The organism is Kitasatospora sp. NPDC056651, assembly GCF_042792155.1.
GTDB lineage: Bacteria > Actinomycetota > Actinomycetes > Streptomycetales > Streptomycetaceae > Kitasatospora.
The window spans coordinates 74,501-96,419 of record NZ_JBHTWX010000001.1; the positions used below are offsets into that span (position 1 = coordinate 74,501).

The window sequence follows — 21,919 nt, forward strand, 5'->3', positions numbered from 1 at the left end:
ACCCTGTCATGGACACCTTCGATCTCGTCCGACTGCTGCCCGCCGACCACTTCAGCACCGCGCTGCGCCACGACGTGCAGCACGGACTGACCTCCGCGCCCAAGTGGCTCCCGCCGAAGTGGTTCTACGACGCGCGGGGCAGCGAGCTGTTCGAGGAGATCACCCGGCTGCCCGAGTACTACCCGACCCGCGCCGAGCGGGCCATCCTGACCGCGCGGGCCGGCGAGATCGCCGCCGCCACGGGGGCCCGGACCCTGGTCGAGCTGGGCTCCGGCTCCTCCGAGAAGACCCGACTGCTGCTGGACGCCCTGCGCGCGCTCGGCACCCTGGAGACGTACGTCCCGGTGGACGTCAGCGAGAGCGCGCTGGCCGCGGCCGGCGCGGCGCTCGCCACCGAGTACCCCGGGCTCGGGGTGCGCGGGGTGCTCGCCGACTTCACCACCCGGCTCGGCCTGCCCCCGGAGGGTGGACCGCGCCTGGTCGCGTTCCTCGGCGGCACCCTCGGCAACCTGCTGCCCCAGGAGCGTGCGGCCTTCCTGCGCCGTCTGCGCGCCGCCCTCGACCCGGGCGACTTCCTGCTGCTCGGCACCGACCTGGTCAAGGACCCGGCGGTGCTGGTCGCCGCGTACGACGACTCCGCCGGGGTGACCGCCGAGTTCAACCGGAACGTGCTCAACGTGCTCAACCGCGAGCTGGGCGCCGACTTCGACCCGGACGCCTTCGAGCACGTCGCGCTCTGGGACCCCGAGCAGGAGTGGATCGAGATGCGGCTGCGCTCGCTGCGCGCGCAGACCGTGAAGATCCCGGCCCTGGACCTGCCGGTGCACTTCGCCCGGGGCGAGGAGCTGCGCACCGAGGTGTCGGCGAAGTTCCGCCGGGAGCGGGTGGCCGGGGAGCTGGCGGCGGCCGGGCTGCGGCTGAGCCACTGGTGGACCGACCCCGAGGGCCGGTTCGGGCTCTCGCTCGCCGCGCCGGCCTGAGCGGTGCCCGGCGCGCCGCATGCCGCGCGTCGCACGGCGGACCTCACATTCCGAACAACTCAATTTGCTTGTTCACCTTACGAATTCTCAGAGCGAAACTTGAGCTCCTGGTGTACAAGACTTAAACGAATAAGGGTTACGATCTCGGCTACCGAGCTCAGCGTTGAGTACCAGGAGTCAGATCGTGAGCGTCACCCAGAAGCCCTCCGGGGCGGTCGAGGCCCCCGCGCCCGGCCGCCTCGGCTTCGTCGTCTTCATCACCGCGGCAGCGGCCCTCGGCGGCTTCCTGTTCGGCTACGACAGCTCCGTGATCAACGGCGCCGTCTCGGGCATCCAGGAGAAGTTCGGCGTCGGCAGCGGCGTGACCGGTCTGATCGTCTCCTCGGCCCTGCTGGGCTCGGCGGTCGGAGCGGCGGTCGCCGGACGGTTCGCCGACCGGTACGGCCGCATCAAGGTCATGAAGGCGGGCGCGCTGCTGTTCGCGATCAGCGCCGTCGGCTCGATGCTGCCGTTCGCCGCCTGGGACCTCGCCCTGTGGCGCGTCCTCGGCGGCGCGGCCATCGGCATCGCCTCGGTGATCGCCCCGACCTACATCGCCGAGGTCGCGCCGACCAAGTACCGGGGCCGGCTGGCCTCCTTCCAGCAGGCCGCGATCGTGCTCGGCATCGCGATATCCCAGCTGGTCAACTGGCTGCTGGCACGGGCGGCCGGCGGTGACACCCGCGGCCAGCTGCTCGGCCTGGAGGCCTGGCAGTGGATGCTCGGCATCTGCGTCGTCCCGGCCGCGGTCTACTTCGTACTCGCCTCGGTCATCCCCGAGTCCCCGCGCTACCTGATCCAGGCCGAGCGCCTGGACGACGCCCGCAAGGTGCTCGCCGAGGTCGAGGGGGACGGCGTGGACGCCGACGCCCGCATCGCCGAGATCCAGGCACTGATCGCGTCCGACCACCGCCCGCGCTTCCGCGACCTGCTCGGCGGCCGCTTCGGCTTGCTCCCGATCGTCTGGATCGGCATCGGCCTGTCGGTCTTCCAGCAGCTGGTCGGCATCAACGTGATCTTCTACTACTCGTCGATCCTGTGGCAGTCGGTCGGCATCGACCAGAACAACTCGCTGCTGATCAGCTTCGTCGGCTCGGTGATCAACATCCTGGGCACCGTGATCGCGATCGTGCTGGTCGACCGGATCGGCCGCAAGCCGCTCGCGCTGATCGGCTCGGTCGGCATGGCGGTCGCGCTCGGCACGGCCGGCTGGGCCTTCTCCTCGGCCACCGGCAGCGGCGACAACCTGACCCTGCCCGACCTCCAGGGCACCGTGGCGCTGGTCGCCGCCAACGCCTTCGTGCTGTTCTTCGCGATGTCCTGGGGCGTGGTCGTCTGGGTGATGCTCGGCGAGATGTTCCCGAACCGGATCCGCGCCGCCGCGCTCTCCGTCGCCGCCTCCGCGCAGTGGATCGCGAACTGGGTGATCACCGTCTCGTTCCCGTCCATGTCGCGCTGGAACCTGTCGGCGACGTACCTGGTCTACGCCGCCTTCGCGGCGCTGTCGGTCCTCTTCGTGGCGAAGTTCATGAAGGAGACCAAGGGCGTCCGGCTGGAGGACATGGGCTGATCCGAACGCCGGGCCCTCGGCCCCCGCCTCGCCCGCGTCGACGACGCGGCCGGGCGGGGGCCGAATCGTTTCCGCAGGGCCGGCCCGATCTGCGGAGGTTCGCCGGGCGGGGTGTTCCGCCAGGCCGGGACCGTTCGACGGGACCGTTCGCCGCGACCGGGTCAGGACCGATCGACGCGGCCGGGTCAGGACCGTTCGACGAGCCGGGCGTAGCGCAGGGCCAGCCCGTCGAGCAGCGCCTCCAGTCCGGTCTCGAAGGCGCCCTCGTCCACCGTCCCCCGGTGCCCGGCCAACCGGTGTGCCTCACCGAGGTGCGGGTAGTCGGCCGCGTCGTAGACCTCGGCGTCCGACGGGAAGCCGGCCGCGAAGGAGGCCAGCGCGGAGCCGGTGACGAAGTAGCGCATCAAGGCGCCGATCCGGGTCGCCTGACCGCGCGGCCACCCGGACTCGACCAGGTGGCCGAAGACGGCGTCGGCCAGCCGCAGCGCGTTCGGCCGCCGCCCGGGGCCCTGGGCGAGCACCGGGACGATGTTGGGGTGGGCGGCCAGCGCGGAGCGGTAGGAGCGGGCCCAGTCCCGCAGTGCCTCCGGCCAGGGGGTCTCGGCGGTCCCCGTCCCGGCCGGCTGGAACATCGACAGGTCGACTTCACCGATGACGCTGTCCACCACCGCGTCCAGCAGCTCGTCCTTGGTGGCGAAGTGGTTGTAGAGCGAGGGCCCGCTGACCGACAGCTCGGTGGCGAGTCGGCGGGTGGAGAGGGCGTCCAGCCCCTCGTCGTCGATCAGCCGCAGCGCGACGGCGACGATGCGCTCGCGGCTGAGCAGCGGGGTGCGTGGACGGGCCATCGCGGCGGGTGCCTCCGGTTCCTCCGGTCGAGTGCGCTGGGGACCGATTCTGGCAGGCGCCCCTTCCCAGCACGGCGCCGGCGGGGCTACAGTCCCCCCATAAAACTTGCAGCGCTAGTTTAATGGGCCCGGACCCCCTCCCGGGCCCTGGACACCGGATTCGGGAGCCGCCGTGAACCTGGAGTTGTCCGAGGAACAGAGCGCCGTCCGGGACCTCGCCGTCTCCTTCACCGACCGCGAGATCGTGCCGTACGCCGCCGAGTGGGACCGCGCCGAGTCCGTCGACCGGGCGATCATCGGCAAGCTCGCGAAGGTCGGCTTCCTCGGGCTGACCATCCCGGAGGAGTACGGCGGCAGCGGCGGCGACCACCTCGCGTACTGCCTCGTCCTGGAGGAGCTCGGGCGCGGCGACTCGGCCGTGCGCGGGATCGTCTCGGTCTCGCTCGGACTCGTCGGCAAGTCGGTCAACGGCTTCGGCACCGAGGAGCAGAAGCGGCACTGGCTGCCCCGGCTCACCTCCGGCGAGGCGCTCGCCTGCTTCGCCCTCACCGAACCGGGCACCGGCTCGGACGCCGCCAACCTCACCACCCGCGCCGTCCGGGACGGCGACGACTGGCTGATCAGCGGCGCCAAGACGTTCATCACCAACGGCACCTGGGCCGACGTGGCGCTGGTCTTCGCCCGCACCGGCGGAGACTCGCCCGAACGGCGGGGCCACCGGGGCATCACCGCCTTCCTGGTCCCCACCGATCTGCCCGGCTTCACCCGCACCGAGATCCACGGCAAGCTCGGCCTGCGCGGCCAGGCCACCGCCGCGCTCTCCTTCGAGGACGTCCGGGTGCCCGACCGCGCCCGGCTCGGCGAGGTCGGCGAGGGGTTCACCGTGGCGATGGCCGCACTGGCCAAGGGCCGGATGTCGGTGGCGGCCGGCTGCGTCGGCATCGCCCGGGCCTGCCTGGAGGCCGCCGTCCGGTACGCGGGCGAACGCGAGCAGTTCGGCAAGCCGATCGCCTCGCACCAGCTCGTCCAGGAGCTGCTGGCCGGGATCGCCGTGGACGTCGAGGCGGCGCGGCTGCTCACCTGGAAGGTCGCCGACCACATCGAGCGCGGCCTGCCGTTCGCCACCGAGTCCTCCGTCGCCAAGCTGTACGCCGGCGAGGCCGCCGTCCGGGCCGCCAACAACGCGCTCCAGGTCTTCGGCGGCTACGGGTTCATCGACGAGTACCCGGTGGGCAAGTACCTGCGCGACGCGCGGGTGATGACCCTCTACGAGGGCACCAGCCAGATCCACCAGCTGCTCATCGGACGCGCCCTCACCGGCGTCAGCGCCTTCTGACCGCACCCCGCCCCGGGCCTGCCCGGCCCTCCCCACCACCCTCGCCACCCTCGTCACGCCGCCATCCCCGCCACCCGACAAGGAGCCCGACGACGTGCGTCCCGTCTACTTCGCCGCCGCCCGCCGCACACCCATCGGCCGGCTGCGCGGCGCGCTCGCCACGGTCCGCCCTGACGACCTCTCCGCCACCGTGCTGCGCGCCCTGCTCGCCGACGTGCCCGCGCTCGACCCGGCCCGGATCGACGACGTCTACTGGGGCGCCGCCAACCAGGCCGGCGAGGACAACCGCAACGCCGCCCGGATGGCCGTCCTGCTGGCCGGCCTGCCCGAGACCGTGCCGGGAGCCACCGTCAACCGGCTCTGCGCCTCCGGCCTGGAGGCCGTCACCCTCGCCGCCCGGGCCATCGGCTCCGGTGAGGCGGACGTGGTGCTGGCCGGCGGGTGCGAGTCGATGACCCGTGCCCCCTTCGTCCTCCCCCGCCCCGACGAGGCGCTGCCGCACCGGATGGAGACCTTCGACACCCGGCTCGGCTGGCGGCTCACCAACCCGCGGATGGCCGAACTCCACGGCGTGCTCAGCATGGGCGAGACCGCCGAGGAGGTGGCCGCGCGGTACGGCATCGGCCGGGAGCGCCAGGACGCCTTCGCGCTGCGCAGCCACCAGCGGGCCGGCGCCGCGCGCAAGGACGGGCACTTCGACGCCGAACTGGTCCCGGTCGAGCGGCCGGACGGGGTGACGGTGGGCCAGGACGAGGGCATCCGCGAGGACACCAGCCTGGTGAAGCTCGCCGGACTCAAGCCGGTGTTCCGGCCCGGGGGCACCGTGACCGCCGGGAACGCCTCGCCGATGAACGACGGCGCGGCCGGCCTGCTCCTGGTCGGCGAGGAGGCGCTGCGCGACCTCGGGCTCCAGCCGCTCGGCCGGTACGTGGCCGGCGCCTCGGCCGGGGTGCACCCGGACGTCATGGGCATCGGCCCGGTCCCGGCGACGGCGAAGGTGCTCGCGCGGGCCGGCTGGTCGCTCGCCGACCTGGACACCGCCGAGCTGAACGAGGCCTTCGCCGCGCAGGCGCTCGCCTCCGCCGACGGCATCGGCTTCAGCCCGGAGCGGGCCGAGGAGGTGGTCAACCCCAGTGGCGGGGCGATCGCCCTCGGCCACCCCCTGGGCGGCTCCGGCGCCCGCATCCTCGCCACCCTGCTGCACCGGATGCGCCGTACCGGCGCCCGGCGCGGCCTGGCCACCATGTGCGTGGGCGTGGGGCAGGGTACGGCCGTGCTGGTCGAGAACGTCTGACGGCCACCGCCTGCCGCCCATCGCTTGTCATCTGTCGCTTGTCATCTGTCAGCTGTCACTTGTCAGCTGTTGATCCAGACTTCCGAGGAGTTCACATGACGCGGTTCGCGGGGAAGGTCGCCGTCGTGACCGGCGCGGCACAGGGCATCGGGGCAGCCACCGCCCGACGGCTGGCCGAGGAGGGCGCGGCGGTCGCCGTGGTCGACCTCACCGCCGAGCGCGCGGCCGGGACGGCCGCCGAGATCACCGCCAAGGGCGGCACCGCCCGGGCGTACGGCTGCGACGTGGCCGACTACGACGCCGTGGAGGCGGTGTTCGCGCAGGTCGCGGCGGATCTCGGCGGGGTGCACATCCTGGTCAACAACGCCGGGATCACCCGGGACAACCTGTTCTTCAGGATGCCCAAGTCCGACTGGGACGCGGTGCTGACGGTCAACCTGACCAGCGCGTACAACTGCAGCCACGTCGCCCAGAAGTACATGGTGGCGCAGAAGTACGGGAAGATCGTCTCGCTCAGCTCGCGCTCCGCCCTCGGCAACCGGGGCCAGGCCAACTACGCCGCCGCCAAGGCCGGCATCCAGGGCCTCACCGCGACCCTGGCGATCGAGCTCGGCCCGTTCAACATCAACGTCAACGCCGTCGCGCCCGGGTACATCGCCACCGCGATGACCGCCTCCACCGCCGAGCGGGTCGGCAGCAGCGCCGAGGAGCACCAGGCGGAGGTGGCCGCCCGGACCCCGCTGCGCCGGGTCGGGCAGCCGGAGGAGATCGCCTCGGTCGTCGCCTTCCTTGCCAGCGAGGAGGCCTCGTACGTCAGCGGGCAGACCCTCTACGTCAACGGCGGGGCGCGCTAGCAGCTCTGCTGACGTGTCGTCACCTTGCCGTCCCGGGTGGGAGGTTACTTTCCCCTGGGACGGCCTTTACCTTTTCGCGTGGCCGAGCATGACCATGACCTTGATCATGTGCCCCCTCCAAATGACTATGGCATGATCATGCGGCACTCGATGGGATGGCCGGACCCACCCGACCGAACAGGTCGGGCCCTGCGTCCCAAGGAGTCCCATGGGCAGCCCCGCCACCCTCCGCCGCGCCCTGGCTCTGCTCGCCGTGGGGGCCACCGCCCTCACCGCAGGCACCGTCGCCGTACCGGCCGCCGGCACCGCGATCGCCGCCCCCACGCACGACCTGACGGGCGTCCACGTCCGGCCCGCCTCCTTCGGCCACCACAACGCCCAAGGGCGCGTCGCCCCGCTGAGCACCACCCAGTGCGTCAGCCAGATCGGCATCCACTGCTACTCGCCGCTCCAGTACCGCACCGCCTACAACCTGGACCCGCTGTACCAGGAGGGCGTCACCGGCAAGGGCCGCACGATCGTCATCGTCGACTCCTTCGGCTCCCCGACCATCCAGCACGACCTGGAGGTCTTCGACAAGCAGTGGGGCATCCAGGACACCAACGTCGAGGTGGTCAAGTGGGGCAACGTTCCCGCCTTCGACCCGAAGAACCCCGACCACACCGGCTGGGCCGGCGAGACCACCCTGGACGTCGAGTACGCCCACGCCATCGCCCCCGACGCACACATCATCCTGGTCGAGACCGGTGTCTCCGAGACCGAGGGCACCACCGGCCTGCCCGAGATGATGGACGCCGAGAAGGCCCTCATCAAGGCCGGCCGCGGCGACGTCATCTCGCAGAGCTTCGGCGCCACCGAGAACACCTTCCCGGGGTACGACAAGGGCGACTTCAAGTCGCTCACCGATCTGCGGTACGCCTTCCAGGACGCCGCCGACCACAACGTGACCGTGCTCGCCGCCTCGGGCGACAACGGCGCCACCGACGCCCAGGAGAACGGCACCGACCTGTACCCGTACAAGGTCAACTCCTGGCCGTCCTCGGACCCGCTGGTCACCTCCATCGGCGGCACCCAGCTCACCCTGGACGACTCCGGCAAGCGCACCGCGCCCGACAAGGTGTGGCACGACACGTCCGGCGCCGGCGGCGGTGGCGTCTCGGGCATCTTCGAGCGCCCGTGGTACCAGACCGGCGTCGCGAACGTCACCGGCAACCACCGCGGCACGCCGGACATCAGCATGAGTGCGGCCGTGGACGGCGCCGCCTGGACCTACGAGTCCTACGACCCGACCTCGGTCGGCTGGCACCTCACCGGCGGCACCAGCGAGGCCACCCCGCTGTTCTCGGGCGTCGTCGCGCTCGCCGACCAGCTCGCCGGCCACCGCCTCGGCCAGCTCAACTGGCGCCTGTACGGCATGAACCTGCTGCCGAGCCAGTGGAGCGGCATCGTGGACGTGAAGGAGGGCGACAACGGCTGGGGCGGCGTCACCGGCTACAACGCCACCCCGGGCTACGACCTCGCCAGCGGCCTGGGCACCATCGACGCCGCCAAGTTCGTGCACGCGATCGCCGCTCGCTGAGCCGACGGGTCGCGCCGTAGCGGGTAACGAGTAACAGCGAACAGATGACAGCGGACAGATAACAGATTTCGAAATCTGTCATCTGTCCGCTGTCCGTCATCTCCGGCCTGTCGTCTCAGCCGTCTCCGGCCCGTCGTCTCCGGCCTGCCGTCTCCGGTCAGCCGGTCGCGGCCAGCTGGGTCAGGTAGCGCTCCGCGGCGCGGAGCTTGCGGCCGTCGGGGCCCGGGAGATAGGCGCGCAGTTCGATGATCTCCGGGGCGATCCGGATCGCCTCCGCCCGGTCGGTGACCGCGCGCCAGCAGGCCTCGGCATTGGTGGCCGCCCGCTGGGTCTCCGGATGGTCCGGGCCCTGCGAGCGGAGCAGCGTCAGCGCCACCTCGCGGTAGATGTCCGCGGCCTCGACCGGCCGGCCGGCGAGCCGACACACGTGCGCCCGGACCTGCCGCACCTGGAGCACCGGCTCGGAGACCGCCCCGTGCTCGGCGATCGCCTCCAGTTCGAGCGCGAAGGCCAGATCCGTGGCGGCGGCATGGTCCCCGGCGTCGGCGCTACGGACGATCCGTCCGATGACCTCGCGGTAGTCCGCGCGGGGCCGGCCGGTCCCGGGGGCCTCGGCGCCGGCCGCCTCGTCCGGGCTCTCAGCCCGGGCTTCGGTCGGCGTTCCGGCCGGGGTCCCGGCCGGGGCGGCGGGCGGGGCGGCGGGCGGGGCGGCGGGCGGTCCGTCGACGGGGGCCGCGTCGGCCGGCCCTTCGCCGGTCGGCACGCTCCCCTGGGACACGGCGGTGGCCGACGCCTCGTCAGCGGACTCACCAGTGGGCTCGTCGGCGGGCTCGTCGTCGACCGGCACCTCGTCCGTCGGCGCCTCGTCCGTCGGCGCCTCGTCCGTCGACGCCTCGTCCGCCGGTGCCGATTCGACCGGGACCGCGTCCTCGGGCGCCTCCTCGACGACCTCCTCGGCCGTCCCCTCCACCGCCTCCGACACAGCCTCGGAGGCCACCACGGCCTCTTCCTGGAGGAGTTCGGGCTCCGCTGCGACATCCACCGACTCCGGCCGGGGCTTGCGCAGCGTGACACCGACCGGAGGCACGGCGTCGGCCGGAACGGTGTCGGCCGGAACGGTGTCGGCCGGAACGGTGTCGGCCGGAACGGGCTTGCGCAGGGTCACGACCGGCGCCACCACCTCCTCGCCCACCTCTCCCTCGCCCGCCTCGGCCTCCTCGCCCGCCTTCAGCAGGCTGACCGGACGGGCCGGCCGCGGCGGGGTGGGCGGTACGCCCGGCTTGACCAGGCTGACCGGGCCTCCGTCGGTCACCGGTACCGCGTCGGACGTGGAGGACCCGAAGCCCGCCTCGGCCGGTGCGGACGGCGCACGCACCCCGGCCGGTGCGGGCACCGGCAGGTCGACGACGGCGTCCCGCGGCTCCGCCGGACGCGACGCCAGCGATGGCAGCGATGGCAGCGACGCCGGGGTCGGCGCCGCCTCGGCCATCGGACCCTCGCCCCGCCGGGCGGTGTTGCGGAAGAACGGGCGCTCCGGGGCGTGGGTGGCCAGGATGACCACGTCCGGCCGCAGCACCGAGTACACCTGCTGCCGCAACTGCTCGGGCGCGAGCACCTCCCCCGCGCCGGGCCGGCCGCCGTGCAGCGCCTCGATCAGGGCACGGGTGAAGGTACCGATCTGCTCCGGGTCCGGGCTGACCACCGCCCACAGCGGGATGCCCTCACTGAGCGGAGAGACCGTGCCCTGGAGGTACGGCCAGGCGTTCTGATCAGCACTCAGGTCGGCGATGACGAGGGTGGGCCACTCGGCCGGACGGTGGCTCAGCTCCGCGGCGATGGCCTGCCAGGGCAGACCGTCCTGCTTGGCGTCGCGCAGGGTCAACTGGAGCTGGCCGCCACGCTTGTCGCCGACCACGTGGCCGCCCAGGTGGATCAGCAGTGGTCCCGGGTGCCGGGAGGCGGCACGCAGGTGGGCGAGGACGGTGTGCGGGTCACCCGCACCGGGGAGGTGGACGGCGTCCACCGCGTCCGCGGCGAGCAGCACCTGCGGCGAGACGGCTGCGAGCATCGCCGAGAGCACCGGTGCCTGGGCGGGGCCGCCGCGGCCCCAGGTCCGGCGACCGGAGTTGCCGTACCCGCCCTCGATCACCAGGATCCGTCCACGCGGCGCCGCGCCGAGCCCGCCCGCCCCGACGGCGGCGACACCCTGCGCCGCGCTCTGCACCGGGAACGGTGGCGGGGTCGGCGAGGACGCGGACCCGACGGCCGGCAGTCCGGTGAGGGTCCATCCGGTGGGTGCCATGGGCGGCACGGCCGGGAGCGCGGGCGGCGGGACGGGCGCCTGCCCGACCGGCTGCGCACCCCCCTGTACTCCCACCCCGGCACCCGCCCCGACGCCCGGAACCGAAGCCGGTTCCGAAGCCGGCACAGCGATCGGCGCGGGAGCGGCCGGAGGCGGCGGAGGCTCGTACAACGCGGCCGGACCCGGCGGGTGCTCCTCGGCCTGGAGGCGCGGCGGCTGCGGTACGGCGTCCCAGGGACCCGAGTCCAACGCCGGGTCGGGACCTCCGGAAACCGCTGTCGTCTCCGCCATCTCCTGGTCACCGCCCCGCCCCGCCGCTCCCGCGGCGTCTGATGCCCTCGCCCGCGTGGTGCCTCCCACCACACTCCGTGCGCGCCACCCTACGAGATCCCGGCTCGCCCGTTCCAGGCCGGGTGGCCGATCGGCGCGCCATCCCGCCCACGCCGTCCCCGACGGAAAGACCCCGTCAGAAGCCTCTGCGAGAGCGCCCGCCCACGCCGCCGCTCCTTGATCGACGCGTCGGGACGAGGCTGTGTCGCCCCTGGGCCGTGTCGGATGAACTGCCGGGATCGGTCGAGCCGTTGCCTTCGTCCGAGCCGCGAAGCCGGAGCGGCGTCCGGTACCGGACCGGCAGGCCTCGCAAGGAACTCCGGCCGCAGCGGAGCCCACCGCCCTGCCCGTCCGGGAATGTCGATCACCGGGTGTTCGCGGCGTCCTTCCGGAGGAGTTCCTCGCCGGTGCAGGTCTGGTCGAGGTCCCGGACAAGGCAAAGGTTGAATCCCCGGTCGTCACGCTGAACCTTGGCGGCAAGGTCGCACTGGGTCCCACTGGTGTTCACCGTCACCCCGAACCGCTTGCCCTCGGTCGCCGTATCCGACTCAGTGAGGCTGTTCGGCGAGCCGTCCTGCACCCAGAACTGCCACTTGCCGGCGGTCAGACTCGTCGCGCACTTGTAGTCGGGCACCGCATGGCCGATCCCACTCGCCGTCAAACCGTGATCGTCCGCGACGTGCACCTTGGCGCCGGCCGAGTTGCTCCAGTCCCCGACCAGCTCGGCCTGCTTGATCACAGCGTCGTCGCCACCCGCACCGGCGCAGGACGTACACGCGAGAGCCAAACATCCGAGAACCACCACCGCCCACCCGAAACGCCGGTCGAGTCGGCGAGCGGGGTTGTGCACCCCGTCGGCCGGCCACGGCGACGACTGCAGCCCACCGGCGGCTACAGCCAAGTCCTCATGCGTTGTTTCCATATCCGTCTCCCCACCACATCGGTTCGAACGTGTCGCCGCGAACGCCACAACGGCAGTTCACAGCGGGCGTCCGGTGCTGGTCAGACCAGCCTGTCATATTTTTTGAACACGTTCAACTGAGCCTCGGAATCCACTCACCTGACCCCAAGGGCTACCACGAACGGCCCCTCGGGCCGCCCGGCTCCCCTTCGGAGCGACGCCGGAGCCCTCCATCCGAACCGGCCCGCTACCGACATGCGGATACGGCAAGCGATCCCGGCTGCCGAGAAGGGTCGGCAGCCGGGACGCCTCCGGCTTGGAGAGGACTATTCGTTGGGGGCGAGAATGGTTCGGTATCCCCACTCGAAGTGGCCGTTTATCGCCTTACCCGGACCGTATACGGTGCCGAGCGGGGTCGAGAGCGTGAGGTTCCAGCCACGGGGCACCGCTTTGGTCGCGGAGTTCAGGTCCCAGGGATTGTCAACCGTGAAGTGCATGTTCACCACACGGTATCCCTCCTTTGTCTGCTCGATGCTGCTGATCGAACCCACCGCGTTGAACGAACCGATGACGGCCTTCGATTCCCTGGAACCGATTGCCCCGTTGGTCACTGTGCCAAGGCCATCAAGGACGATGCCAAAGGGAGCGAACCCAAATGGTCCCGTGTCCTCGTAAGGCTCATTTTTTTCTTCACCGATAGCCGCATCCCCCTTCTCCTTGTAGTTCTTGAGCAGCTTCGCCCTGAGCACGGCAACCTCGTGCGTGTCGGCGAGGTCCATCAGCAGCGGGTCACCCGCACCGAAGTTCACCACGTCGGGGTTGTCCCAGCCGTTGAGCACCCAGGCCCGCAGGACGTCATAGGCGCTGTCGGTGTTGCGTGCATAGTTCGTCACGCTGTAGATGCCGCACCCGACCGAGACGCAGATTCGGCTGACCTCGTCAATCTTGTCGGCCATGGCGCAGGCCTTCTTCGACCCGCAGGCGGAGTCCGACTGGGCCGGTTGCGCCGCCGGCTTCTTGAGACCCGGGATACCCGAGCTCGTGTTCCGTGACGGCGGCTGGTACGGCCGACGCTTCTTGACGATGTCAACCTGCCAAGCGCCTCTGGCGTCTTGGGTCCACGTCTCCTGAACCGTCTCGCCAGTCGGGGTCGTGCAGGGGCCGAAGCCGCCGCAGGTGCCGTCCGGGTGGAGCCCGCTGGGGTCAGACATATTGACGGGGTTGTTGTTGCTGTAGGCGTAGCCGTTGATCTGTTGCGGGTCGGTAGGATCGAGGACGGGGTCGACGGAGATGAAGCGGCCGTTGGCCGCGTCGTATTCGCGGGCGCCGAGGTGGGTGAGGCCGGTGGTGGCGTCGTTGGTGCCGCCGACGAAGCCCCGTTCGGTGGGCCACGTCGCAGGCTTCTTGCCCCGCGGGGTGCCGAAGGCGGTGGTGTCGCCCCGCGTGTACGCCAGGCTGTCGGCGCTGATGGTGAGTTGGGCGGTTCCCTGCTGGTCGTTGATGAGGTAGTTGAGGCTGCCGTCGGAGGACTTGACGATGGTCGACTGGCCGGCGGTGATGTAGCGGGTGCCGGTGACCTTGTTGGCGTTCTTGTCGAGCCGGAGTTCCTGGCCGTCCAGGTACAGGGTCACCGAGTCGGGCTCACGGCGCAGGAGGCGGTTGCCGTCGGCGTCGTAGAGGAAGGTCGTGCTCTTGCCCGCGGTGGTGGACTTGGCGAGGTGGCCCTCGGTGTCCCAGTCGAGGGTCTGGTCGCCGTCGGCGGTGACGCGGCGGATGGTGTTTCCGGCGTCGTCGTAGGTGAAGGTGTCGGTCCGGGCGCCGGTTCCGGTGATGTCGACGCGGGACAGGGCGTGCGGTCGGGTGCCTCCTGGGGCGGGGTAGGTGGAGGTGCGCTGGGTCTGGTCGCTCTGCTGGTTCTCCGCGGTCTGGGTGAGCTGTGTCCAGGAGAGCCAGCCGGCCGTGACCGCGGACCGCTTGGTGTAGTTGAGGGTTCCGCCGGCGGCCGTGATGAGCTTGAGGTCGCCGCCCGAGCTGACGACCGATGCCGAGACGGGCTGGTTGAGCTGGCCCACGACCTGGCTGACGTTTCCCCAGGGCTGCCAGTTGCTGTCGGGCTTGCGGACGGTGTGCCAGATGGTCCCGTTGGCGATGGCGACGACCTCAAGGCCGGCCCCCGTCGCCGTGGCGGCGAGGTTGGCGGGCGCGGCGAGCGCTCCGGTCATGCTGTAGACATCGCCCCAGGGCTGCCAACTGGTGTCAGGCCTGCGGATGGTGTGCCAGAGCTTGCCGCCCGCGATCACCATGACCTCGAGCCCGCTGGCGGTGGCCGCGCTGGTGACGCGGGTGGCACCGGTCAGGTTACCGGCCATGCTGTAGACGTTGCCCCAGACCCCCCATTCGCCGGTGGGCTTGCGCAGGGTGTGCTTGAGCACGCCGTCGGAGAAGGTGAGGACCTCCAGCCCGGAAGCGGTGGCGGACAGCGACAGCTGGTTGGGGTTGGCGATCGGACCGACGGCGCCGGTGACATCACCCCAGGGCTGCCAGGAACCGTCCGCCTTGCGCAGCGTGTGCCAGACCCTGCCGCCGGCGATCGCCATGATCTGCAGGGTGTTGTCCGACCAGACCGCCGCCACGTGCTCGACCGCCGCGGGCAGAGCACCTGCCCCGGTCGTGGTGTGCAGGTTCTCGTAGTTGCGCCACGTCCCGTTGGCACGCTGCTGCGCCAGGTAGACCTGGCCGCCGGCGATCGCCACCGAGGAGGTCTGGCCGTCGCCGGCGATGGCGACCGCGGTCACCTTGGTGGTGTCCATCAGCGGGCCGGGGGCGGCGCCGCTGGTGCGGTTGGTCGCCTGGGTGCGGTTGCCGGCCGCGTCGTAGGTGTAGCTGGTCCAGTACGGGTCGGCTCCGCCGACGACCGGGCCGTTGACCGAGGTCGGCTGGGCGACGCAGTTGTCGGTCGCCGACCAGGCGTTGGTCAGGCGCTGGTCGAAGTCGTACGTGTAGCACTGGGTGTCCGTGACGGCGGCGTTGTCGCGGTCGTCGCGGACCCGGGTGATGTTGCCGATCGGGTTGTAGGTGTAGGTCTTCCTGTTGAGTGTCTGCGGCCCGCTCTTCTCCCGGTCGGTCTGAACCACCGCGAGACGCTGGGTGGCGTTCTCGTAGTCGTAGGTCTGAACCGCCCGGGACCCGATGTCTCCGAGGGTGCTCTGCTGGAGCTGGCCCAGCGGCGAGTAGGTGTTGCCCAGCGAGTACACCCTGCTGCCACCGCTGACCGAGGTGGGCAGGCCCAGTGGGGTGTAGTTGCGGCGGATGGTCTCCTGCGCCAAGCCTCCGCCGGCCGGGTAGCTGGTGGTGTCGACCAGCCCGGTGTCGGGGGTGTGGGTCTGGGAGGTGGTGTAGGAGCCCGCGAGGGGCCCTTCGCTGTCCGGGATGGTGACGGTGGTTCCGGTGGGTCGGGCCGCGCCGTCGAACCCGGTGACGGCGGTGGTGTATGCCTTGCCGTTCTCGAAGCGGGTGCTGCCGGTGGCCAGGCCGTTGCTGCCGGGCAGGGTGTCGTAGGCCCACTCGGCCAGCTTGGTCCCGCTGGTGGAACCGTCGAACATCGCCGTCTTTCGACCGAGGATGTCGTAGGTATAGGCGAGGGTCTTCCCCCGGCCGTCGGTGACGGTGGCGAGGGTGCCGTCCGCGTTGTAAGCGCTGATGGTGGTGCCCTTGTCCGGATCGACCGCCTTCGTCTGACGGCCGAGCAGGTCGTGCTCCCAGCTCCAGGTGTTGCCTGCGGGATCGACGAGCTTCGCGAGCTTGCCGGCGGAGTCGTACGTGTACTTCAGCGTCTCGTAGGCGGAGGCGGGAGCGCCGTAGTCGGGGCTTCCGGTCTTGTAGTGCCGCACCTCGGAGGGACGTCCGTGGGCGTCGGTGGTGGTGAGCGTGGGAGTGCCGCCGTCAGGCGGGGTCGTCGCCATCCAGTTCACGCCGTAGCGGGTGGTGGTGCGCCACTTCTCCACGTTCAGCGACTTGAAAATGCTGGCGGTGGGCCGGTCGAGGCCGTCGAACTCGGTCTCCGTCTGGGACGGGACCTTGTTGTCCAGGCCGATCCACAGTGCCGCTTCCGGAGGCCCGTCGGCGTGGTACACCGCGTTGGTGCGGTAGACCCGGCCGTGGCTGTCGTAGAAGCTGTCGGTGATGTTGCGGCCACCGTTGTGGGCCTCTGAGCCTCCGGGAGCCTCCTCCTGCGTCTGACGCGGACGGAGCAGGCCGTCGTACAGGGCGATGCTGGTGCGGTAGTCGCCGCCTTCGAGAAGGGCCTTGGTGGTGACGGCGGGCTGCTTGCCCGGTTCGATCGTGTACTTGTACGTCGTACTGGCCGAAGCGCTCTTGTCCCGGCCCGAGTTCCACACGGCCGTGGTACGCCCCATGGCGTCGTAGTCGACGTGGACGGCGCGGTTGTTGGTGTCCACGACCTTCACCGGAAGCGCCCGCAGCCCGTCGTAGGTAGTGGTGGTCGTGAACTTCTTGGCGTTGGTCGTCTGGACGACGGTGGGCTGGCTGCCGCTCGCCGGATTGTAGGACGTCGTGGTCTCCGCGTTGTTGGCACCCTTGGCGGAGGTCACGCGCCCGTACTGGTCGTACACGGTCGTGGTGGCCGTCAGGTAGTGCGGGGTGCCTCCGTCATAGCGGTCCAGGGCCTGCACCGTGGTGGCGTTGCCCTTGCCCGGCTCCGGCGCGGCCCCCACGGCCCGGCCGTCGTAGGCCGTGCGGGTCTCGCTCGTGACGGTCGCCGGCGTGGCGGCCGTCGAACAGAGCGTGCCGCTGATCTGGACGGACTGCGGGTAGGAAATGAGCCAGTTGGCCGTGTCCGGGGCGACGTAGGCGGTGCGGGTGCACTGCTCGTCACCGGTGACGTTCGTGTCGCCCTCGTCGGAGACGGTCTTGATCTGACCGTAGTCGTCGAAGGTACGGCTCAGACGGACGGTTCGAGCTGTGCTGCCGTCCGGCTGGAACGCCTTGGTGGTCTCGCTCTCGGTGCGGACCATCGTGGCGGTCGCCGGTGGCAGGGCCGCGGCCTCGGGTCGCCCGGCTTCTCCCGGCGGGGTCGCGGTGGGCTTGCCGTCCTTGCTGGGCAGGGCCTTCACCGCCCGGCTCGCGGTGCTCCGGACCCAGGGGGTGCTCGCCGTGCTGGTGACCGGCTTGCCCCCGTCCTTGTCGTAGACGATGGTCTCCCGGACGTAGCCCGCGAGTTCGTTGCTGTCCTTGACGCCCTGGAGGGGGCTGACGGGCCTCGGCTGGCCGTTGGCGAGGGTGTCGCCGTCCATGCCGCGGAAGTAGACGGTCTCGGTCAGGCTCTTGCCGGAGTCGCCGACACGGGTGCGGACCCGCTGGTAGCCGCGGAAGTCGTTCCAGGTGCGCTCCTTGTCCGGGGTGAACTCGGAGTTGTCGCGCCGCCAGGCGGCCCCGTCGAGGTACTCGTAGCTGGTGACCTTGTCAGGTGACCCCGAACCGGCGACCAGGTCGTGCTCGGTGACCGTGTCCACGGGGTACTTGTGGAACCAGTCGAGGACCGGGTCGACCGCCCCCTCGGGGGTCCACCAGGACGGGTAGCAGCGCCTGGTGTTGCTGTCCGGGCTGGGCAGAGCCCCGGCGACGCAGTCGATGCCGGCGTACTTGACGTCGGTGTTGGAACCGGTCTCGGAGGTGATCCGGTTGATCCGGTACCGGTTCATCGGCGGCCGGCCTTCGGCCGAGTCGACCCGGTTGGGGAGCGGGTCCCCGTGGCCGAACGCGACGGGCTGGAGCGTCATCGCCGTGGAGCCGGCCTTGGCGGTACGGGTGACGGTCTTCAGCCACAGGGCCCGGCCTCCGCTGTCCCCGGTGGCGGGGAAGTCCTGGTCCAGGCTCCAGGAGTCGATGTCCTTGTAGCTGCCGTTGCCCTGCAGCGCCTGGGTGCTGATGCCCGTCAGGCGCTTCTTGGACCAGAAGGTCGGGGCGCCGTTGCGGCAGTCCTGGTCCTTGTCGCAGTTCTGGTCGACCGGAGTGTCGTACCAGTTGGCGGCGTTGGCCTTGGTGAAGGAGCAGTCGGCCGCCACACACCGGTCCGCGGTGGAGAAGCTGACCTTGCCGGCCGGAGAGGCGCTGTAGACCTGGCCCGCCCGGTGGCCGTACTCGACGTGGTTCAGCGTGGCGGCACGGGTGTACACCGCGTCGGCCTTCGGAACACTGGTGGCGGCGCCGCTGTTCTTGGCGTAGGCGTTCTTCTCCTGGTCGTAGAAGTACGCGATCGCGTTGCCGTGCGGGTCGACGACGTAGTCGAGCTGCCAGCGCCAGGCCCGGTCGCGCGAGGAGTCCTTGAACGCCGGGGCGTAGCCGGGCTCGCCGGGGTGGTTGCCGAACACGGGCACGGTCAGGGCCGAGCCGGTCTCGGGCTTGCCGACGCTCCATCCGGGCAGGCGGTTCTTGCCGAAGAAGTACTGGGTGCCGTCGGTCGTGGTGACCTTCCAGTACTCGTTGTCGGTGTCACCGTTGGCGGTGTCCGTGGCGTTGCCGTTGAGCTTCTCCACGCGCGAGCCGTCGTCGTTCGACAGCTTCCAGGTGCCGGTGGCGTCGTCGCGCACCAGGGCTGAGTTGTTCCCGTTGAGCGAGATGGTGGCGTTGTCGGACTTCCAGCACATGTCACCGGTGTTGCTGGGCGCGTTGCTGCCCGAGCCATTGTCGCCCACGCACGGGGTGTAACTGCGTTCGACGAAGCCGGGGTTGTAGTCCCAGCCGTCACCGATCCACGAGGACTGGTTGTTGGTCGACGCGGTGCGCCCGTCGATGGCCGCGGACGAGTAACCGAGGGCGATCTTGGGGGAAAGGCCGCCGGGCACCGGGGGAACCTCGACGGGGTAGGACCAGATGAACGAACCAGTGTTGCCACCTACCGACCAGGAGCTGGACGGGGAGAGCGAGGTCGCCTTGTAGTCGCCCTCCGGGCCCGATGCCCCGGCCGTGGCGGCCAGCACCATCACGCCGGCGGCGGACGCTCCGGCAGCCTGGAAGAAGGAGGACTTCACGGCACCGCCACCCGCCTGACCGCTGGGGGTGGGCGCGGTCGCCGAGACGTCCGCGGTCAGTGTCCCGGCCTTGGTGTCGTTCGACGTGACCAACGGTGTGGTCGTGCGGCACTGCGGCTGGTCCGGCGTGGTCAGCGCGCACGCGGGCAGCTGAACGAAGGTCAGGCGGGAGCCCCAGTCGGCGCCGAACGACTCACGGAAGGCCTTGTAGTCCAGCTGGACCCGGGCCTTGTCCGGAGCGGCACTGCCCGCCACCGGCTCGACGTCGACCAGAACGCCGTCGAGGCCCACGGAGGCCGCGGCGGCGCGGTCGGACAGGCCCACCCGGACCTTGGGCTGCTCGCCCGAGGCCGGACCATCCCCGGCCGACGTGACGGTCAGCGGCAGACCGGGCGCCTTCGCCTGCGCTGACGGCTGCTTCGCCGAGGCCGAGGGCAGGGCGATCTCGGCCTTCCCCGACTTGGGCCAGGCCGCGGCCGGAGGAGCGGTCGGAGGCTGGGCCGTCTTCGGGTCACGGCGTTCCGCCTCGACCTTGGAGAGCGGGACGGATTCGATGTGCTGGACGGGAGGCAGCTTGAACTCACTGTCGGCCGCTGCCGCGATGGCCGGAATCTGTACGGCGGCGGCGATCAGCGCCGTCACCGCCATGGGCGCGACTTTACGGAGCACTGGGCGTGTCATTGCCTCTGCCCGGCGCTTTCGCGCTCCGGGCGAGGCGCCCCTGTCGGATGGATACATCCGTTCTTCTTCCTCTTGGTCGAGTTGTGCGAGGGCACGGCCGTGCCCGGCGAGACCCGCGATTCCGGAGACGGACTGATCGCAGTCGCCGAGGTCGGGGTCCAACCGGGTTGTGGGCCTGATGAGCCCTGGCCGGAACGGTTTTGTCTGTATGGCGGGGTACCTGTCGCCGTCTTCACCTGGCGGTGCGGTCCGCGTCCTGGGGTGGCTCCGGCGGTAGGTAGGTTCGGTGAAGCAGGGGCGAGGTCCGATGGCTGCGGAGCAGCAGGGCGTGGGCGCGGAGAACGGCTCCGGGCTCAACGGACGGATCTCGGCTGGTGAAGTAGAGCAGGAGGTCGAGCCGATCGGCGGCGGGCCGCGCACTCACGTGCTGGAGGCCGTCCACTGGTTCGGTGTGCGCCCACAGAGCGTCCAGGACCCCGGCCACCTCGTTCGTCTTCGCCGCCTCACCTGAGCGACGGTGGTTCAGGCTGGCGTAGACGATCTCCATTGCGCGCTCAGCCGCCCCAGCCGAGGCTCTCCTGGGAGACTCCACCCCAGCCGAGGCTGTCGGACGAGCCGACGACCGGACCGGGCGCGGCCCCAGCGGTGTCGGCAGAGGCGCCGGCGGGGGCCATCAGGAGCACGGTGGCGGAGACGAGAGCGACCGCGGCGGCCTGGGCGATCCGAATACGGAGCATGGCAGGGGTTCCTTCTTCAGGGGTGAGAGAGGGGGTTACGACCGGACCCGGCGTCCCGCGGTCGACGCCTCGTCCGGTTGCCGATCCGAGCCGATTCCCGGTGGCGATGAGTAGCTTCGCCGCCCGCCACCGCCACCGGAAGACACTGCGAATGTCGTCAATCGGCCTGGCGGGATTCGGACTCAATGTCGCGCTCACGTCAATTGGCGCGGCGGCGTGACCGACGACTCACCTCGCATACAGACCCATACCGCCAAGACCGCCACGGATCAGATCTTGAATTACCCTCGCACAGCTGTTTGGATGCGACCGGCCCCCGAATCTGGCGGCCACGATACGGAGGGACATCATGCTGGAAGTCCTGGGTCTGACGGCCGGAGCCGCCACGGTGTACCAGGCGATGCTTGATCATCCCGCCTTCGACGTTGACCGGATCGCCACACACTGTGGCCTGCCGGTCGCCCAGGTGCACGATCACTTGGACGAGCTGGGCCGGCTCACGCTCATCCGTGTCTCCGCCGAACGGCCCGGGCAGATGCGAGCGGTGAGCCCCGACATCGGCCTGGCCGACATACTCGCCGCCCAAGAGGCCGAACTGGCCGCTCACCAGGCCCGGCTGGCTTCGTCCCGGGCCGCCGTCACGCGCATGGTGGCCCAGCGCGCAGAGCATCGGACGAATCATGGCGAGCGTCTCCTCGGTCTGGATGCCATCCACACCAGGCTCGAGCAGATGGGCCGAAGCGCCACCACCGAGGTACTCGGCAGCCAGCCTGGCGACCAGCGACGTGAGGATCTCCTCGCCAGCCGCCCCGCCGATACCGAGGTGCTCTCCCGCGGTGTCACCATGCGGACCCTCTACCAGGACTCCACCCGCAATCAGCCTCACGTGGCCACCTACGCCCACTGGCTGCTCAGCCACGGCGGCGAGGTCCGCACCTCTCCCACGATCCCACCCCGCATGGTGGTGGTTGACCGCGCTCAGGCACTCGTCCCCATCGACCCGGCCGACAACCGGATGGGTGCGCTTCATGTGACCGAGCCTGGCATCCTCGCAGCCCTGCTCGATCTCTTCGAACAGGCCTGGACCACGGCCGTCCCGCTCGGCGCCACACATCCCGAAGACCCTCGCACCGGCCTCTCCCCCACAGAACGAGAACTGCTGCGGCTGCTCGGTTCCGGGCTCACCGACGAGGCGGCGGGCCAGCGCCTCGGCATCTCCTCCCGCACCGTCGGCCGCCACATGGCCTCGATCATGGAACGCCTCAGTGCGAGCAGCCGGTTCGAAGCCGGTATCAAGGCCGCTCATCGTGGCTGGCTCTGAACCTGCCGTCGCGTGCGCCTCGGCGCCACTACAACCGCCCGTCCGGTCGGCGCCAATGCCCATCCCCACGTCGATGACATCATGGCGCCTGCGGCAACAGG

Annotated in this window: 13 protein-coding genes; 8 read left to right on the top strand and 5 right to left on the bottom strand. The window is 70.8% G+C overall.

Features of this window, described 5'->3' with window-relative positions; translation table 11 throughout:
• Positions 1-8: 8 nt before the first annotated feature.
• Positions 9-980: an L-histidine N(alpha)-methyltransferase gene (gene egtD / locus ACFRAR_RS00300; RefSeq protein ID WP_380692926.1), complete on the top strand. Its 972-nt coding sequence runs from the start codon at positions 9-11 to the stop codon at positions 978-980.
• Positions 981-1,161: 181 nt separating this feature from the next.
• On the top strand, positions 1,162-2,589 hold the full coding sequence (locus ACFRAR_RS00305; RefSeq protein WP_380693469.1) for a sugar porter family MFS transporter: 1,428 nt from the start codon (positions 1,162-1,164) through the stop codon (positions 2,587-2,589).
• 185 nt (positions 2,590-2,774) lie between these two features.
• On the opposite strand, the gene ACFRAR_RS00310 is transcribed toward ACFRAR_RS00305, so the two are convergent.
• Complete coding sequence (locus ACFRAR_RS00310; protein ID WP_380692929.1) at positions 2,775-3,434, bottom strand: TetR/AcrR family transcriptional regulator; 660 nt, start codon at positions 3,432-3,434, stop codon at positions 2,775-2,777.
• Positions 3,435-3,606: 172 nt separating this feature from the next.
• On the opposite strand from ACFRAR_RS00310, the gene ACFRAR_RS00315 reads away from it, so the two are divergent.
• The 4 genes from ACFRAR_RS00315 to ACFRAR_RS00330 all read left to right on the top strand — a co-directional run bounded on the left by ACFRAR_RS00315 (position 3,607) and on the right by ACFRAR_RS00330 (position 8,497).
• Entirely contained in the window at positions 3,607-4,770 is a 1,164-nt protein-coding gene (locus ACFRAR_RS00315) for an acyl-CoA dehydrogenase family protein (RefSeq protein ID WP_380692931.1), read from the top strand.
• A gap of 94 nt (positions 4,771-4,864) precedes the next feature.
• Positions 4,865-6,064: a thiolase family protein gene (locus ACFRAR_RS00320; protein WP_380692933.1), complete on the top strand. Its 1,200-nt coding sequence runs from the start codon at positions 4,865-4,867 to the stop codon at positions 6,062-6,064.
• A 95-nt stretch (positions 6,065-6,159) separates the two neighbouring features.
• The gene (gene fabG / locus ACFRAR_RS00325) at positions 6,160-6,918 is read left to right on the top strand and encodes a 3-oxoacyl-ACP reductase FabG (protein WP_380692935.1); all 759 of its coding nucleotides are present in this window, start codon (positions 6,160-6,162) and stop codon (positions 6,916-6,918) included.
• A gap of 208 nt (positions 6,919-7,126) precedes the next feature.
• Entirely contained in the window at positions 7,127-8,497 is a 1,371-nt protein-coding gene (locus ACFRAR_RS00330; RefSeq protein ID WP_380692937.1) for a S8 family serine peptidase, read from the top strand.
• A gap of 157 nt (positions 8,498-8,654) precedes the next feature.
• On the opposite strand, the gene ACFRAR_RS00335 is transcribed toward ACFRAR_RS00330, so the two are convergent.
• The 3 genes from ACFRAR_RS00335 to ACFRAR_RS00345 form a co-directional block, all read right to left on the bottom strand.
• Positions 8,655-10,799: a hypothetical protein gene (locus ACFRAR_RS00335; RefSeq protein WP_380692939.1), complete on the bottom strand. Its 2,145-nt coding sequence runs from the start codon at positions 10,797-10,799 to the stop codon at positions 8,655-8,657.
• A gap of 694 nt (positions 10,800-11,493) precedes the next feature.
• Positions 11,494-11,868 (bottom strand): hypothetical protein, encoded by a 375-nt coding sequence (locus ACFRAR_RS00340; RefSeq protein ID WP_380692941.1) that lies wholly within the window; start codon positions 11,866-11,868, stop codon positions 11,494-11,496.
• A gap of 488 nt (positions 11,869-12,356) precedes the next feature.
• Positions 12,357-19,727 (bottom strand): RHS repeat domain-containing protein, encoded by a 7,371-nt coding sequence (locus ACFRAR_RS00345; RefSeq protein ID WP_380692943.1) that lies wholly within the window; start codon positions 19,725-19,727, stop codon positions 12,357-12,359.
• A gap of 340 nt (positions 19,728-20,067) precedes the next feature.
• On the opposite strand from ACFRAR_RS00345, the gene ACFRAR_RS00350 reads away from it, so the two are divergent.
• Positions 20,068-20,271, top strand: a complete 204-nt coding sequence (locus ACFRAR_RS00350) for a hypothetical protein (RefSeq protein ID WP_380692945.1) — start codon at positions 20,068-20,070, stop codon at positions 20,269-20,271.
• 43 nt (positions 20,272-20,314) lie between these two features.
• Here ACFRAR_RS00350 and ACFRAR_RS00355 read toward each other — a convergent pair whose 3' ends face one another.
• Positions 20,315-20,497, bottom strand: coding sequence for a hypothetical protein (locus ACFRAR_RS00355; protein ID WP_380692947.1), 183 nt, complete (start codon positions 20,495-20,497; stop codon positions 20,315-20,317).
• A 349-nt stretch (positions 20,498-20,846) separates the two neighbouring features.
• Here ACFRAR_RS00355 and ACFRAR_RS00360 point away from each other — a divergent pair, with 349 nt between their 5' ends.
• Positions 20,847-21,818 (top strand): LuxR C-terminal-related transcriptional regulator, encoded by a 972-nt coding sequence (locus ACFRAR_RS00360; protein ID WP_380692949.1) that lies wholly within the window; start codon positions 20,847-20,849, stop codon positions 21,816-21,818.
• Positions 21,819-21,919: the final 101 nt, after the last annotated feature.